The organism is Sphingomonas sp. IC-11, from assembly GCF_021043365.1.
In the GTDB taxonomy this organism is placed as follows: Bacteria; Pseudomonadota; Alphaproteobacteria; order Sphingomonadales; family Sphingomonadaceae; genus Sphingomonas.
Genome location: NZ_JAJNDU010000001.1, coordinates 1,126,563 through 1,141,444, shown reverse-complemented (window position 1 = coordinate 1,141,444; position 14,882 = coordinate 1,126,563). Strand labels below are relative to the sequence as shown.

At 63.5% G+C, this 14,882-nt stretch carries 11 protein-coding genes; 2 read left to right on the top strand and 9 right to left on the bottom strand.

Annotated features, from left to right (window positions below; all coding sequences use genetic code 11):
* Positions 1 to 3 precede the first annotated feature (3 nt).
* Complete coding sequence (gene argS / locus LQ954_RS05480; protein WP_231022278.1) at positions 4 to 1,728, bottom strand: arginine--tRNA ligase; 1,725 nt, start codon at positions 1,726 to 1,728, stop codon at positions 4 to 6.
* Between the two features lie 177 nt (positions 1,729 to 1,905).
* Here argS and LQ954_RS05475 point away from each other — a divergent pair, with 177 nt between their 5' ends.
* Positions 1,906 to 2,184, top strand: a complete 279-nt coding sequence (locus tag LQ954_RS05475; protein WP_227770477.1) for a hypothetical protein — start codon at positions 1,906 to 1,908, stop codon at positions 2,182 to 2,184.
* A 79-nt stretch (positions 2,185 to 2,263) separates the two neighbouring features.
* On the opposite strand, the gene LQ954_RS05470 is transcribed toward LQ954_RS05475, so the two are convergent.
* The 7 genes from LQ954_RS05470 to LQ954_RS05440 form a co-directional block, all read right to left on the bottom strand.
* Complete coding sequence (locus LQ954_RS05470; RefSeq protein WP_231022277.1) at positions 2,264 to 3,415, bottom strand: DUF1501 domain-containing protein; 1,152 nt, start codon at positions 3,413 to 3,415, stop codon at positions 2,264 to 2,266.
* A 3-nt stretch (positions 3,416 to 3,418) separates the two neighbouring features.
* Positions 3,419 to 4,870, bottom strand: coding sequence for a DUF1800 domain-containing protein (locus LQ954_RS05465; RefSeq protein WP_269142128.1), 1,452 nt, complete (start codon positions 4,868 to 4,870; stop codon positions 3,419 to 3,421).
* 83 nt (positions 4,871 to 4,953) lie between these two features.
* The gene (locus LQ954_RS05460) at positions 4,954 to 5,730 is read right to left on the bottom strand and encodes a metallophosphoesterase family protein (protein WP_231022728.1); all 777 of its coding nucleotides are present in this window, start codon (positions 5,728 to 5,730) and stop codon (positions 4,954 to 4,956) included.
* A gap of 64 nt (positions 5,731 to 5,794) precedes the next feature.
* Entirely contained in the window at positions 5,795 to 6,049 is a 255-nt protein-coding gene (locus LQ954_RS05455) for a hypothetical protein (protein WP_227770480.1), read from the bottom strand.
* 69 nt (positions 6,050 to 6,118) lie between these two features.
* On the bottom strand, positions 6,119 to 7,618 hold the full coding sequence (locus LQ954_RS05450) for an efflux transporter outer membrane subunit (RefSeq protein ID WP_231022275.1): 1,500 nt from the start codon (positions 7,616 to 7,618) through the stop codon (positions 6,119 to 6,121).
* Positions 7,619 to 7,623: 5 nt separating this feature from the next.
* The gene (locus LQ954_RS05445; RefSeq protein ID WP_231022274.1) at positions 7,624 to 10,833 is read right to left on the bottom strand and encodes an efflux RND transporter permease subunit; all 3,210 of its coding nucleotides are present in this window, start codon (positions 10,831 to 10,833) and stop codon (positions 7,624 to 7,626) included.
* Between the two features lie 6 nt (positions 10,834 to 10,839).
* A complete protein-coding gene (locus LQ954_RS05440; protein ID WP_231022273.1) occupies positions 10,840 to 12,060 on the bottom strand; it encodes an efflux RND transporter periplasmic adaptor subunit in 1,221 nt (406 codons plus the stop codon).
* A 153-nt stretch (positions 12,061 to 12,213) separates the two neighbouring features.
* Between LQ954_RS05440 and LQ954_RS05435 the strand changes: the two genes are divergently transcribed.
* Entirely contained in the window at positions 12,214 to 12,777 is a 564-nt protein-coding gene (locus LQ954_RS05435; RefSeq protein ID WP_227770484.1) for a TetR/AcrR family transcriptional regulator, read from the top strand.
* Between the two features lie 25 nt (positions 12,778 to 12,802).
* On the opposite strand, the gene LQ954_RS05430 is transcribed toward LQ954_RS05435, so the two are convergent.
* Positions 12,803 to 14,848 carry a TonB-dependent receptor gene (locus LQ954_RS05430; protein WP_231022272.1) on the bottom strand — a complete coding sequence of 682 codons (2,046 nt, stop codon included), beginning with the start codon at positions 14,846 to 14,848 and terminating at the stop codon, positions 12,803 to 12,805.
* Between the last annotated feature and the right edge of the window lie 34 nt (positions 14,849 to 14,882).

The window sequence follows — 14,882 nt, the reverse complement described above, 5'->3', positions numbered from 1 at the left end:
GCCTTACATCTCCGAAACCGCCTCCACGCCCATGATGGAGAGGCCGTTTCGAATAATTTGCCCGACGCCTTCCGCCAAGAAAAGACGCGCAGCAGTCAGCTGATGATCGTCAGGCAACAGGAAGCGCCGGTCAGGTCGATCATTGCCCACATTCCACAGCGCGTGAAAAGCCGCTGCCAAGTCATAGAGATAGAAGGCGATCCGGTGCGGCTCACGAGCAGCAGCGGCCGTCTCCACAACGCGCGGGAACTGCGCCGCAAGCTTCACCAGCCCCAGTTCCTCCGTATCAAGGCGGGACAGGTCGATGCCGCCGGTTTCAATACCGGCTTCTGTGGCGCGGCGGCGAAGCGATGCGACACGTGCGTGCGCATATTGCACGTAGAATACCGGGTTGTCCTTGGACGCCTCCACCACCTTCGCGAAGTCGAAGTCCATCTGGGCATCCGCACGACGCGTCAGCATCGTGAAGCGCACCACGTCCTTGCCCACTTCACGCACCACGTCGGCGAGCGTCACGAAGTTGCCGGCGCGCTTTGACATCTTCACCGGCTCACCGCCACGCAGCAACCGGACCATCTGGACGAGCTTCACGTCGAAGCGCGTCTTGCCCTCCGTCAGCGCGGCCACGGCGGCCTGGATCCGCTTAACCGTCCCGGCATGGTCAGCGCCCCAGATGTCGATCAACTCGTCCGCGCCCTGCGCCTTCTGGAAGTGATAGGCGAGGTCGGCACCGAAATACGTCCACTGGCCGTTCGACTTCTTGATCGGGCGATCCTGATCGTCACCGAACTGGCTGGAACGGAACAGCGGCAGCTCGACCGGCTCCCAGTCCTCGGGCGTCTCGCCCTTGGGCGCCTCGAGCGTGCCGTCGTACACCAGATCGCGAGCGCGCAGCCACGCCTCGGCAGCCTCTGGCTTGCCCGCTGCCTGAAGCTCGGCCTCTGACGAGAATACGTCGTGGTGGATACCCAGCAGGGCAAGATCCGCCTTGATCAGGTCAAGCATCGCCGCAACCGCGCGGGTGCGGAACAGCGGCAGCCAGTCCGCCTCGGGCGCCGTTACGTACCGATCGCCGAACTCGTCGGCGAGCATTTGGCCTACCGGGACCAGATAGTCTCCGGGATAAAGGCCCTCCGGGATCGCACCAACGTCTTCACCCAGCGCTTCGCGATAGCGCAAGTGCGCCGATCGGGCGAGCACGTCCACCTGCCCGCCAGCATCGTTGACGTAATATTCGCGGATAACGCGATGACCTGCAAACTCCAGCAGGGCCGCCAGTGCGTCGCCGACAACAGCGCCGCGGCAATGCCCCATGTGCATCGGCCCGGTCGGGTTCGCGGAAACATATTCGATGTTCACGCTGGTCCCAGCGCCGCGCGCGGAGCGGCCATATTCTGCGCCGCCATCGATAATGGTGGAGAGTTCGGCACGCCAGCTGTTATCGGTCAAACGCAGGTTGATGAAGCCGGGTCCAGCAACCTCCACCGCGGACACTTCGTCACGCTGCTGCAGCTCTTCCGCAATCTTTTCAGCAAGCGCGCGCGGGTTCGTCTTCGCCGCCTTGGCCAACACCATGGCGGCGTTGGTGGCAAGGTCGCCATGGGAAGGGTCGCGCGGCGGCTCCACGGTCACGGCGCGCCGGTCAATGCCGGGCGTCAGCACACCGGCAGTTTCAAGGGCGTCCAGCGCCGCGTCGATGTGAGCGGCAAAACGTGAGTAGAGCGTCATGGCAACCAATCGTGTTCGTGAAGCCGCGCGCGATAGACCAACCCGCCGCAACCGACAAATGCCGGAGCGATTGCATCCGTTGCAACTGTCAAAAAGATTTTTGCGATCGTCACGCCGCAGTGCAGCACATATTGTGCATCTGCGAACAGATTAGGTTTTCAACCAAGGATTTCTCCAATGCGCAAGCTGATCACCACCGCCGCCGTCCTGACCGCCCTGGCGCCGCTCGCTGCGCAGGCCGAGGCTGAAAAGACGTTCCAGCACGGCAAGCAGACCTATGTGTACAAGACCAGCGAAGGCCGTGGCGGAGCCACCGTCATCACCGGCCGCCGCATTGGTGGCGATCGCTTCCGCCTGGTCCTGAACGGTCAGCGCGTGACCGGAAACGTCGGCGGCACCCCGGTTGCGTTCCGCGCACCGCAGGACGGCTCGGTTCAGGTTCTGACCGCCAACTAAGTTCGAGACTTCCCTCTCGAAAAGCGTGAGCCGTCCGCGTTTCCAACGCGGGCGGCTTTTCGTTTGAGCATTGTCGCGATCAGGCGACTAGGCCCGACATGGGTGTCCGGCGCGCCACCGCCGGGAACAACACGGCTCCCGCCCGCTCGGCGTCGAGGCCGAAATGCTCCGACAACGCGCCGGTGATGACGTCGTGGAGACCGGATGTAGGCCGAAGGTCCCGCCCTTCATACAGCTGGCCGGCCGCTATCCCGGGCCAATCCGCGACAACTCTACCGCCACGTACTCCGCCGCCGAACAGCATGGCTGCAGCGCCGGTGCCATGATCTGTACCCCCTGTCCCGTTCACGACCACGGTTCGGCCGAACTCCGTCGCGACCAGCACCAAGGTTTGCTGCCACGAAGGGCCAAGCCCCGTCTGGAGCGCGGCCAGCATCGCGTCCAGGTTCTTGAGGCCATTGGCGAGCCGCCCCCGCTGCGCGCTGTGCGTGTCCCACCCTCCGGTCTCGATCATCGCGATCCGCGCTCCGTCCGCCGGGGCCAGCAGCTGGGCGGCCAAGGCGCCGGTTGCAGCCGCCTCCCGTCCGGATCGATCCGCCAGGTCTCCGGCTAACTGGCGCGTGTCCATCGCCTCGCTCCACAGCGCGTGGAGCTGCGCATCTCCCTGATACAGCATGGTTACCCGCTGAAGCAGGTCGTCCGAGGCGTCCGGCAGCACGGATGGTGCATAGCTCGCCACCTCGTGGCCGCCTCGCAACGCTGCCGGAACGGTTGCAGAAACGGCAATCGCCCGAGAGGCATCCTTCGGAAGCAAGCTGAGCAACCGGTTCAACCAGCCGTCGCGTATCTGATAGGCACTTACCCCACCCGTCTCGAGCACATTCTGCCCGTCAAAGTGCGAGCGATCGCGGTACGGTGACGCAACCGCGTGAACGAACAGCGCCTGCCGTCTACGATACAGCTCCGCGGACGTGGACATTGCCGGGTGCAAGGCGAACAGATTGTCCAGCTTGGCACCGCTTGCCGCATCTTCCGCAAAGGCTCCTCGTACTGCGGTAAAGGCAGGATCTCCCACCGGTATCACCGTTCCCAGACCGTCTGCAGCACCCCGCTGGATGATGAACACGAAGCGTTGCTCAGTCGCAGCGCGCGCGAATGCCATGGGAGCAATCGTGCCCGCCGCCAGCGTCGCGAGCGTTCCGCGAATGATAAAGGAGCGGCGATCGAGCATGGCTTACCTCCGCATCATTTCAGGCGAGACAAGCAGAAGGGCGAGTGCTTGACCGCCGCTCTCCGCCCTCTTCAATGCCTCTAATGTCGCGACGCTGACCGCCCCGGGAAAGATCTTCTCTGCCAGGCTCACCGCATCAACAGCGCCGCTGCGCTGAGCCAGACGCTCAGCGGCCTCTACGCGGCGCATCAAGGCATCCGATCCCGCCCAGGTCGCAGCCATATCGTCAAATCCGCTCGGCTGCCCGGGCCGCCATACTCTTTGGCCAAGCTGCTCCTGCAAACCAACAGCCGACCCTGCGTCAGCAAGATGCGAACCGAGCGCTCGTAATACTGCCAGGGACCAATCCCACGGACTGCGAAACTTCACTGGCGCCGCGACCCACGCCTCGCGAGAGCTTATCAGGGCCCGATATACTGTTGGAAGGTCTCCACCCGAGCGAAGGAATGCGTGCTCCAGACGCGCAACCATCGCTGGCGCAGGTGTGTCGCCAGCGAAATGACGCGCCAGCTTGGTGGCGATGTGGCGAGCCGTGGCCGGATGGTGCGCAAGATCCTCCAGCACCGCCTCCGCCTGCGCTTGCCCCTCCTCCGGATAGGTTTTGCGCATGACTGTGCGTGCGCCCGGCTCGTGCAGCTCGGGTACGAACTCAAACCCGCCGGCCACGCCCACCGCACTGGTGCGCGGCCCGATCCCTGGCACCGTCCACCCTGTGAGGGCGCGTGCGAGTTCGACCACGTCGTTCTGGCCGTAGCCCGTCCGCACACCCAGGGTGTGCAGTTCCAGGATCTCGCGGGCCAAATTCTCGTTCAGTCCGCGGTTACGGGCAATCACGCGCGGGCGCTGCCCGAACGGGCTTCCCGGGCCAATGGAACTCGCCTGATCGAGATAGAGCAACATGGCCGGGTGCCGCTCGACCGCCTTCAGCATGTCGCTGAACTTCCCCATGACATGCGGGCGGATCGCCTTGAATTCGAATGCCCCTGCCAAGGGCGACACGCTGATCTTCTCGACGGAGACGGCGAAGTGATTGGACCAGAAGTGAACCAGGCGTTCCGCAAACGGCGTGGACGTGCTCACGGCCGATTCCACGCGCGCATTCACGGCACGCACATAGTGCTTCCGCAAGCTACCGCGAGCCTGCCGCCGCAGCTCCAGGGCAGGTCCGAAGTCATCGGGCATCGTTGCCGTCACACCGGAGACGGCGCGATCGCCCGCCGGCTGGCTATTCTTGATAGCGCGTCCCTGAGCTTGATAATCAGCCAGGTCGCTCAAGATCACTGGAGTACGAGCAGCGTTTCGGATCGGAGCAGGCTCAGGATCATAATTGTCCAACTGAGCAAGCAGCCACGTCCGAGGCGCGTCAGATCTGGAAGCAAGGTCCGGCTCGTCCGGCCGCGCTCCCAGTCCGAAGCGGTTCAGTGCGATGGATCGCTCATTCACGCGGACCTCCATTGGCAGAGGGCGCAGTCTATAGCGGGTCGCCTGTACCTGCGGTGGACGATAGCACCGCTTGCTTCAGGTAACCTTCGGCGACGTCAGCGGGCGCCCGCGTGAGAGGTCTGGCTGATCGGATGCTTGGGTTCAGGCGACAAGGTCCGCGCCAAGGTCTCGAATCGGCCAGCGTCAATCCGGATCTCATTGAAGGCCGGGGGCGAACTGCGGAGTCGTTTGGACAGGGTGCCCGCCCCAATCATCCGTACGGTCCATTCTCCGTGCTGAACCGGCTTGTCGAATGGGTCGTGGACGTGGCCGGACAGGATCGCGTGGACGCCGGCTTCTGCCAGCGCGGCCAAGGCTTTTTCCCCATTGCGCGTCTTTGCCGTGCCACGGGTTCCGCCTTCGATCAGCGGATGGTGCCCCGCTACGAAGATCAGGTTACCCTTAGGCGCCGCATCGGCCAGTTCGAGCGCGTCGCGCAACGCTCCTGAACTCACATGCCCCTTGGACCAATTCCATCGCCATTGTGCCCGCGCTGTGGTCTTCAGCGGAATGATCGACACACCTGGCAAATCGAGCGTTTTCTCGATCAGACGCTCTGCCGCACCGTATCGCTTGTACGGGCTGAACAGGCGGCGCAGCGGATCCCAATAGTAAGGCAGATCATGATTGCCGACCTCAATGGTGACCGGCACACCCAGCGACTGCAGCCACTTTCCGCCTGCATCGAACTCGCTCGGCCGAGCGCGCATCGTGAGGTCGCCTGTCATGATGACGGCATCCGGTGCCTCATCTGCGACACAGCGGGCGAACCAATCAAGCGCCTTCGGGTCTTCTGCGCCGAAGTGCACGTCGCTGACGTGGAAGAGTTTCATGGCCATGGCAAACGCGCTGCCCGCAAGAAGGTTCGCGGGCAAGCACCGCTGTCAGGGAATCGGTTCAGATACGCCGGTGTTTCCCACCGTAGTGCGCACCAATGTAGCCGCCGATCCGCGCCATCTCCGCGGCGGCATTGCGGGCTGCTTCCGCCGCGCAAGGGAACGGATCGCGTTCCGCCTGGCTGGCGCGCATCGCCACTCGATCGCACAGTGTTTCAATGTCAGCGCGGGTCAGCACGTTCTTTTCCCGGAGCAGGCAAAGCAGGCTTTGCAAGATCACCAGTGTTTCGTCGCCCGCGCGCTCTTTCGGCACCATCGGCTCTCTCCTCGTCCTAACTACGGGAGAGTATCGAATTCGTTCCCACTTGCAAGAGCTTGGCCGAACTCAGTTGAGCCCGCCTCCAAGTGAACGATAGAGTTCAACAAGATTGCTCCCGCGCGCCAGCCTAGCAGTTACTAATTGCTGCTGCGCAGCATATGCCGTTCGTTGCGCGTCCAATGACACCAGGAACGAATCAACACCTGCACGGTACCGCGCTTCGGATAAGCGAGCCGCCACGCTAGCGGCCTCTGCCCGGGCAGTCTGCGCGGCGACTTGTTCGTCAATCGTCCCACGCTGCGCTAACGCGTCCGAGACTTCGCGGAACGCGGTTTGCACCGCACGTTCATAGGTCGCCACAGCCACCTGTTGAGACGCCTTGGCATAGTCGAGATTTGCGGCGTTGCGCCCCCCATCGAACAACGGCAGACCGATCGACGGAGCCGCATTGTAGGTGAAGCTGCCACCGGCAAAGAGCCCGGACAGTGCCGTTGAAATGGTTCCAATCGTCGCCGTCAGTGAAATGCGGGGGAAGAATGCGGCGCGGGCCGCACCGATGTTTGCATTCTCTGCAATGAGCTGATGTTCGGCCTGGAGAACATCCGGACGGCGCAGCAAGATGTCCGACGAAAGATTGCCGGGCAGCACGTCACGCGTGACGGGCTCAGCACCTAACCCTTGCGGCAACATCTCCGCTGGGACCGTGGTGCCAACGAGCAGGTTCAGCGCATTCTGATCCTGCGCCACGCGCGTCTGCAACGTCGCGATGTCGTTCCTAGCCGCCTGATAGTTCGTTTCGGCCTGCCGAGCCTCCAATTCCGACGCAACGCCGATGCGGAACTGAGCGCGAGTGAGGTTCAGCGACTGCTCAAACGTCTTCAGCGTTTCGCGGCTGATCCGCAGCTGTTCCAAGTCAGACGCCATCGTCAACCACGCGGTCGCAATTTCAGCGATAAGGCTGATGCGAGCCGCCCGCTGCGCTTCCTCGGTAGCGAAATATTGCTCCAGAGCGGCCTGAGACAGGTTCCTCACCCGCCCGAACAGATCAAGCTCGAACGCCGAGAAGCCGGCGTTGACCGAATAAATCTCCAGGTTGGAAGATCCGCCACCAGTTCCGGCGCCGCCTGCCCCGGCTCCTGCGCCGACGCCGCCGCCAGTGCCAGAGCCCACACCGCCCCCGACCGCACCGGTCCCGCCCGCACCTCCGGCTCCGAAGATGTTGTTAGTGTAGGTGCCGGAGCCCGAGACTGTCGTGTTCGGCACCTGGTTGGCGCGCTGGACCCGGTATTGCGCGCGGGCTTGCAGCACATTGCCCGCGGCGATCCGCAAGTCGCGATTATTGGCGAGGCCGCTCTCGATCACTTGCTGCAAGCGGGGATCAAGAAAGAAGTCACGCCAGCCTATCTGCGAGACGTCCGGAGCGTCGCTGGCGGCACGCGGATAGATGCCGCCCTGAGGCAAGGTAGAAGGCACTGCCCCGATTGGACGCTCGTACTTCGGCGCCAGATTACAGCCCGACAATGCGGTGGCGAGAGCCAATGCTGCCAGAACGGAACGGCTCTTCATGTCAATCATGCTCCCCGCGGCGCGATCGTATCGCCCCGCGCCCCGTCACCATCACCCTCGGGATCGCGCAACGGTTCGTAATTGTTCACATTCTGATCGCCGTCATGGTCCTTCCCGTGGCCGAACAGGCGCGAGACCACGACAAAGAACATCGGCACCAGGAAGATCGCGAGCACCGTCGCGGACAGCATGCCCCCGACAACCGAGCGGCCGATCGCATTCTGTCCGCCAGCGCCGGCGCCGGTGGATAGCGCTAACGGCAGCACGCCAAATACGAAGGCCAGGCTGGTCATCAGGATCGGCCGCAATCGAAGCCGTGCCGCTTCAACCGCGGCATCGAACGGCCGCATCCCTTCGACGATCCGCTCCTCGGCGAACTCCACGATGAGGATCGCGTTCTTTGCCGCGACGCCGATCGTCGTGATCAGGCCCACCTGAAGATAGATGTCGTTGTTCAGCCCCGTCAGCGTGGCCGCCAGAAGCGCCCCGATGACGCCAAGCGGCACCACCAGCATGACGGCGATCGGCACAGACCAGCTTTCGTAAAGCGCAGCCAGGCAGAGGAACACGATCAGCAGCGACAAGGCATAAAGCGCCGGCGCCTGGCCGCCCGACAGCCGTTCTTCATAGGACAGACCAGTCCATTCCAGCCCCGTACCCGGCGGCAGCTTGGCGTGCATCTCCTCGATCGCTTCCATCGCGCCGCCGGTGCTGACACCTGCGCCAGGCGACCCCTGCAGCTGCATCGCGGGCTGACCGTTGTACCGCGTCAATTGCACTGGTGCGTTCGCCCATGAGATGGTGGAAAAGGCGGTGAACGGCACCATCTGCCCCTCGGTGCCCCGCACATAGAAGCTGGCGAGATCCTCCGGCTTCAGTCGATACGGCGCATCAGCCTGGACATAGACCCGCTTCACGCGACCGCGGTCGATAAAGTCATTGATGTAGACGCCGCCCCAGGCCGTCGCGATCGTGGAATTGATCGACGCGATATCGAGCCCAAGCGCACGTGCCTTGTCCTGGTCGATGTCGATCTTGAGCTGAGGCGCGTCCTCCAGGCTCAAGGGTCGCACTTGCGCCACCCGCTGATCCTGCATGGCCATGCCAAGGAGCATGTTGCGCGCCTGCGTCAGTCGCTCATGTCCGATCCCTGCAGTGTCGACCAGTTGAACGTCGAACCCGGTGGCGTTCCCCAATTCCTGAACGGCGGGCGGCACCAGCGCGAAGATCATGCCGTCCTTGTACTGAGAGAACGCGCCCATCGCCCGGCCCACGATCGACTGCGCCTTGTTCTCGGCGCCTTCACGCTCGTCCCAAGGCTTCAGGCTGACGAAGGCGAGACCCGCATTCTGCCCCTGGCCGGCGAAGCTGAAGCCGTTGATCGTGAAGACCGACTGGACGCCGGGCTCCTCCAGGAAATGGCTGCGGATCAGATCCAGACCCTTGTCCGTGCGCGCGCTGGTCGCGCCCGCAGGGCCCTGCACCAGCGCCACGACGGTGCCTTGGTCTTCATCCGGCAGAAAGGCGGTGGGAAGACGCATGAAGAGGAACGCCATTCCACCCACGATCAATGCATAGACCAGCATCGAGCGCTTCCAGCTGCGCGCCGTCTTCTTCACGCCCCTCTCGTAGCGGACCGTGCCTTTCTCAAAGGTCGCGTTGAACCAGCGGAAGAACCGGGCGAAGATGCCATTGCCCTCATGCTTGCTGGGATCGTGCGGCTTCAGGATTGTCGCGCAGAGCGCTGGCGTGAGGATCAGCGCAACCAGCACGGACAGGATCATCGCGGATACGATGGTGATCGAGAACTGGCGATAGATCACGCCTGTCGACCCACCGAAGAAAGCCATAGGAAGGAACACTGCGGAGAGCACCATGCCGATGCCGACCAGCGCGCCCGAAATTTCGTCCATCGATTTGCGGGCGGCGTCCTTGGGACTCAATCCTTCGTCAACGATGAGGCGTTCGACGTTTTCCACGACGACGATGGCATCGTCCACCAGCAAGCCGATCGCCAGCACCATGCCGAACAGGGTCAGCGTATTGATCGAATAGCCTGCCACCGACATCACGGCGAAGGTGCCAAGCAGCACCACCGGCACCGCGATGGTCGGGATGATGGTGGCTCGCCAGTTCTGCAGGAACAGGAACATCACGAGGAACACGAGGACGACCGCTTCGACGAGCGTGTGGACGACCTGTTCGACCGAAAGCCGCACGAACGGCGTCGTGTCGAACGGGTAAACCACCTTCACGTCAGCCGGCAGCCCCTTCGCGATCGACTCCACTTCTGCCTTCACGGCATCGACGGTCGACAGCGCGTTTGCGCCCGCCGCCAAGCGCACGCCGAAGCCCGAGGCCGGCTTGCCGTTGAACAGTGTATCAAAGCCGTAGTTCTCGGCTCCAAGTTCAACCCGCGCCACGTCGCGCAGCCGAACCACGGCGCCGTCCGCATTCGTCTTCAGACGAATGGCCCCGAACTGTTCCGGCGTTTGCAGACGCGACTGCACGGAGACAGTGGCGTTGAGCATTTGCTCGGCAGGCGCCGGCTTCGCACCAATCTGACCGGCCGATACCTGCGCATTCTGCGCGCGCACCGCTGTCGAAACGTCAGCGATCGTCAGCTGATAGTTGTTCAGCTTGATCGGATCGATCCAGATGCGCATCGCATATTGCGAGCCGAACACCTGGAGCTCACCCACGCCGGTCACACGGCTGACAGGATCCTGAAGGCGAGCCACTACCATATCGGCGAGATCGGTCGCGGTGTGCGATCCATCCTGCGAATACAGGCCGACGATCACGAGAAAGCTGGCAGCGGACTTCTGCACCTGAATGCCCTGCTGCTGCACCTCTTGTGGAAGCAGCGGCGTGGCAGCCTGTAGCTTGTTCTGAACCTGGACCTGGGCGATGTCAGGGTCTGTGCCCTGTTCGAACGTCAGCGTGATCGACAGCACACCCGCCGATGATGACGACGACGAGAAGTACCGCAGGTTATCGATGCCGCGAAGCTGCTGCTCGATAATCTGCGTGGTGGTGCGCTCGAGGGTCTGGGCGTCGGCACCGGGATAAGTGGCAGTAATCGACACCGTCGGCGGCGCGATCTGAGGGAATTGCGCGACCGGGAGTGATCGGATGGCAATCACGCCCGCCAACATCATGACGATCGCGATCACCCATGCGAAGATGGGTCGATCGATAAAGAAACGTGCCATGTGTGGTTACTTCGCCTGTGCCTGGGCGCCCTGCGCCGGCTGTCCCGCACCGCCGGGCTGTCTCCCACCACCGGGCTGCGCAGGCTTTGCGTTAGGGTTCCATGGCTGCGGCGTCACTGGCATGCCCGGGCGAAGCATGCTTCCACCCTCGATGATCACCCGATCGCCCGCCTTTAGGCCAGCCGTGACCAGCCAGTTATCACCGATCGTGCGTGGCGCCGTAAGCGTCCGCTGCTCGACCTTGTTGCCCTGCCCCACCACCATCACGGTAGGCTGGCCCTTTTCATCCCGCTGAACGGCACGTTGCGGCACGAGCAGGGCGTCAGGCTCGGTACCCTCGACCAGCTCGGCACGGACGTACATGCCCGGAAGCAGCAGACCGCGCGGATTGTCGAAGATGGCGCGGATCGTCTGGGTACCCGTAGCTGGGTCAACCGTCACGTCGGCGAACTGGAGTGTTCCTTCGATCGGATAAAGCGAGCCGTCCTCAAGGCGGAGCCGAACACGGGCAGCGCCGCCGTCCCGGGAAAGATTCCCGGCTGCAATCTGCTGACGCAGCCTCAAAAGGTCCGCACTGGATTGAGGCACATCGACGTAAATGGGATCGAGACGCTGGATGGTGGTAAGTGGCGTCGTCTGCCCGGACGTCACGAGCGCGCCCGTCGTAGCAAGGGCGCGACCGATGCGGCCGGAAATCGGAGCACGCACCGTTGTACGCTCCAGGTCGATCTGTGCGCTTCGAAGCGCAGCCTGCTGCGCGGCTACATCCGCCTGCGCCTGCTGAGCGGCAGTGATCGAGTTTTCATACTCCTGGCGAGAAATCGCATTGATCTTCACCAACTCACCATAACGCCGCTGTAGCGCCGCGCTGGAGGCAATGGCGGCTCGCGCACGCGCCAGCGCCGCCCGGGCACTAGCCACCGCGGCGCGATAAGGCTGAGTGTCAATGCGGTAGAGCGGCGCGCCCCGCCTGACCTGATCGCCCTCACGGAACAAGCGCTCAAGGATGAGGCCATTCACCTGCGGGCGCACTTCGGACGTTTCATACGGCGCAGTCCGTCCGGGCAGCGTCGTCGTAAGCGTCACCGCTTGCGGTTGCACGGCCACGAAGCTGACGGGCGGCGGTCCCGCCTGCTGTTGTCCCTGCTGCACCTGGTCGTTCTGCCCCCCGCATGCAGACACGGAGGCCAGCAGCAGCGCCGAAAGCGCGACCCTCTTGAATGACATATTGTTCTCTGTGATATGTGAGTGATCGTTCACTCACGTTTGCTGCTACTGCGAACTAGGTGAAGCGTCAAGTACGGGAGATGAGCCATCAACCAGTGCAGCACCGCCCCGCCTAGTGCGCGCACCAGCCGGGCAAACGCACGACGTGAAAACTTGATCCAGGCAGCGCGTCAGGCATTCGCCGCGCACGGTTTCCACGGAACGGGCATCGCTCAGATCGCCCAAGCCTCCGGAATTGCCGTGGGGCAGATCTATCGTGACTTCGCCAACAAAGAGGCGATCGTCGCCGCGATCGTGGAGCGCGATCTCGAGGAATTTCTGTCAGAAAGCGGCTTGTGCGCGGCGGGCGCGTCCGGTGATCCGGAAGCAGTGCGCGGCTGGATCCGCGACTTCGTGGCGTGTGAAGAGCCGGCAGATGGGGGACGCTTGGTCGCGGAGATCATGGCTGAAGCCACCCGAAACGAGCGGATCGCAGACATCGCGCGCAATCTGCAGCAGCGATTACGGCGTGAGCTTACCGCCGCCTTGCAGTTGCTGGTGCCGGCCGGCACCGATCCGGAGCGCTTCAACCGTCTGGCGGAGATGATCCACACGATCGCGTCGGGCGTTTTTCACCGCCGGATCATCGAGCCCGATGAGCCCTGCCCTGCGGTGATCGACGCGTTGATGAGCTGCATATACGCCAAGATCGACCAGCTTCGGGAGGATGCGGGATGACCTGCAACGCTCCCGAGGGCTCAATCTAACGACGCACGCGCATGCCGATCCAGAGCGTACGCGGGGTTGCCCGTTCTACGATGTCGGCGCCGCTGATGCCCGCCTCAACCTGCTGGTCGAACAGATTTTCCCCGCGGAGCTCAATAGCCAAACCCGGGGTAACGGGTACGGCCAGGTAGCCGTCCAGCGTCGTTGCGGGCGCGAGCGTCCGACTGTTCTGGTCGTCCTCAAACTGACGTGCGACGTGCCGCAAGGTTGCAGAAGCGGCCCATCCGTCCTTGTTGAATCCCAAAGTTCCGGACACCTGATCCAGAGGTGTCTGCGCCGGCCGAAGGTTGTCTAGCGCCCTCGCCGAACCTGACGATTGCACTCGCGGGTCCACGTGGCTCCAGGAGGCCGCGACCGAAACGGGTCCCGCCGCCCAGCGAGCGTCGAATTCGAAGCCTGTGGACTCGATCGCATCCAGATTTTGCCTGATCCGGTAGGTTCCACTGACAAAGCCGACGCCGGGGAAGTTGCCCGGGCCATTTCCAGCGGTCACGTTCGAAATCGCGTCTTCGAGCCGGTTCCAAAAGGCGGTAGCGCTAAGAGACAGGCCGACGACCGGCGTAATCGACAGGCCCCCGTCGACGCCGGTCAAACGCTCGGGGCGCAGCGATGCGTTGGCCGAAGTGGCATCAGCGCCGACGCGAAAAGGACGGTACAGTTCGTTCAGCGTCGGCAATCGCCATCCGCGATAGCCACTCGCGCGCAATACAACGCTGTCGGCAGCAGCAAAGGCGGCGCCCACCCGGCCCGTCCACTCCGTGCCCGTACGGTCGCGGTAGTTCGCAATCGTGATCGGAACGCCAGTCGCCAGCGTATATTCGCTCAGCCGCCCGTCGGCGATCCGCCAACGATCCACCCGGCCGCCTAGTGTGAGCGTCAAGGCACCGGTCTCCACCGTGCTGTCAAAAAACAGCCCCGCGGTGCGGCTGTTCCCGCCGGCGATGCGGCGCCGGGTCGGAAGGCCGGCTACATAAGTGTAATTTTCCTGGGTGCGCCCCTCGACATCGCGCACGTCGACGCCAAGCCGCAGGTCCCTTCCCTCACCGACAGGAGGCACGATCTCGAAGCGGGCGCCCAATCCTGTTGCAGGCGTGTTGTACTGGTCCAGCGTCTGCGTGGCGGAGGCGCGATCAGCAGGGACACTCGCAAACTGCGATGCGAACGCGCGCGCTTGCAGATAGGCGAGCGCGGAGAAGCCCCACGCGCCGCGACCAACCACGCGAATGCTGGCATCCGCCCCCTCGCTGCGATTGGCGGTAAATGCCGTCCCCCGATCACGCTTGTCGGTGAAGGCACTGACATTTGCCTGGAGCTCCGTGTCGGCTGAAAGCTGCACCACCCCCCTCAGAGCCGCGGATGCTTGCTCGTAAGCCGCGGGACGATCAGCGGCGCCTCTGGAGCGCGCAACAACCGGCACGAAGCCGTCGCCACTTGCATAAGCCGCGGAGATCGACGCAAATCCTGGACCGGCGACAAAAGCGCCAGACGCCTGGGCATCGACAGAGTCGCGGCTGCCGTAAGCGATAGAGCCCGAATATATCGACTGCTCGCGCGGGCTGGCGCTCTCCAGTTCCACCGTGCCGGCGAGTGCGCCAGGACCGAAATAGCCACTTCCGCCCCCGCGCGTCACGCGAATGCGGCCGATGCGATCTGTCGCATAAGCGGGGAATGGCACCCATCCGCCAAACGGGTCAGCTTGAGGCACGCCATCAAGCACTAGCAACGCGCGACTGGAGGCATTGCCGCCGATGCCACGAAGCGAGATGCCCTGGCTCGTCGGATTGGCGGAACGAGAATCCGATCGACGGAATTGCTGGAGGCCGGCAACGTCCGCCAGCACACTCTCAAGCCGATCACTCGCATTCGCGGCGACGCGGCCTGCGTCGATCGTCACCACGCTGGCCACTCGGTCTCCAGCTCGATCGTCAAGCCCGCGTCCGGTGACGATGATGTCGGGCGCAGTTTGCCCAATGGCAGGAGTGGCGAGAAGCAAAGCGCCAAATGCGCCGATTCGACAGGTCATGACCGCGCCTTGCCTATGACCGCTCAACAAGCGC

Bases quoted from the DNA above. Each gene is read 5' to 3' on its own strand.
- argS (WP_231022278.1), bottom strand. From the start codon at position 1,728: ATGACGCTCTACTCACGTTTTGCCGCTCACATCGACGCGGCGCTGGAC.
- LQ954_RS05475 (WP_227770477.1), top strand. From the start codon at position 1,906: ATGCGCAAGCTGATCACCACCGCCGCCGTCCTGACCGCCCTGGCGCCG.
- LQ954_RS05470 (WP_231022277.1), bottom strand. From the start codon at position 3,415: ATGCTCGATCGCCGCTCCTTTATCATTCGCGGAACGCTCGCGACGCTG.
- LQ954_RS05465 (WP_269142128.1), bottom strand. From the start codon at position 4,870: ATGGAGGTCCGCGTGAATGAGCGATCCATCGCACTGAACCGCTTCGGA.
- LQ954_RS05460 (WP_231022728.1), bottom strand. From the start codon at position 5,730: ATGAAACTCTTCCACGTCAGCGACGTGCACTTCGGCGCAGAAGACCCG.
- LQ954_RS05455 (WP_227770480.1), bottom strand. From the start codon at position 6,049: ATGGTGCCGAAAGAGCGCGCGGGCGACGAAACACTGGTGATCTTGCAA.
- LQ954_RS05450 (WP_231022275.1), bottom strand. From the start codon at position 7,618: ATGAAGAGCCGTTCCGTTCTGGCAGCATTGGCTCTCGCCACCGCATTG.
- LQ954_RS05445 (WP_231022274.1), bottom strand. From the start codon at position 10,833: ATGGCACGTTTCTTTATCGATCGACCCATCTTCGCATGGGTGATCGCG.
- LQ954_RS05440 (WP_231022273.1), bottom strand. From the start codon at position 12,060: ATGTCATTCAAGAGGGTCGCGCTTTCGGCGCTGCTGCTGGCCTCCGTG.
- LQ954_RS05430 (WP_231022272.1), bottom strand. From the start codon at position 14,848: ATGACCTGTCGAATCGGCGCATTTGGCGCTTTGCTTCTCGCCACTCCT.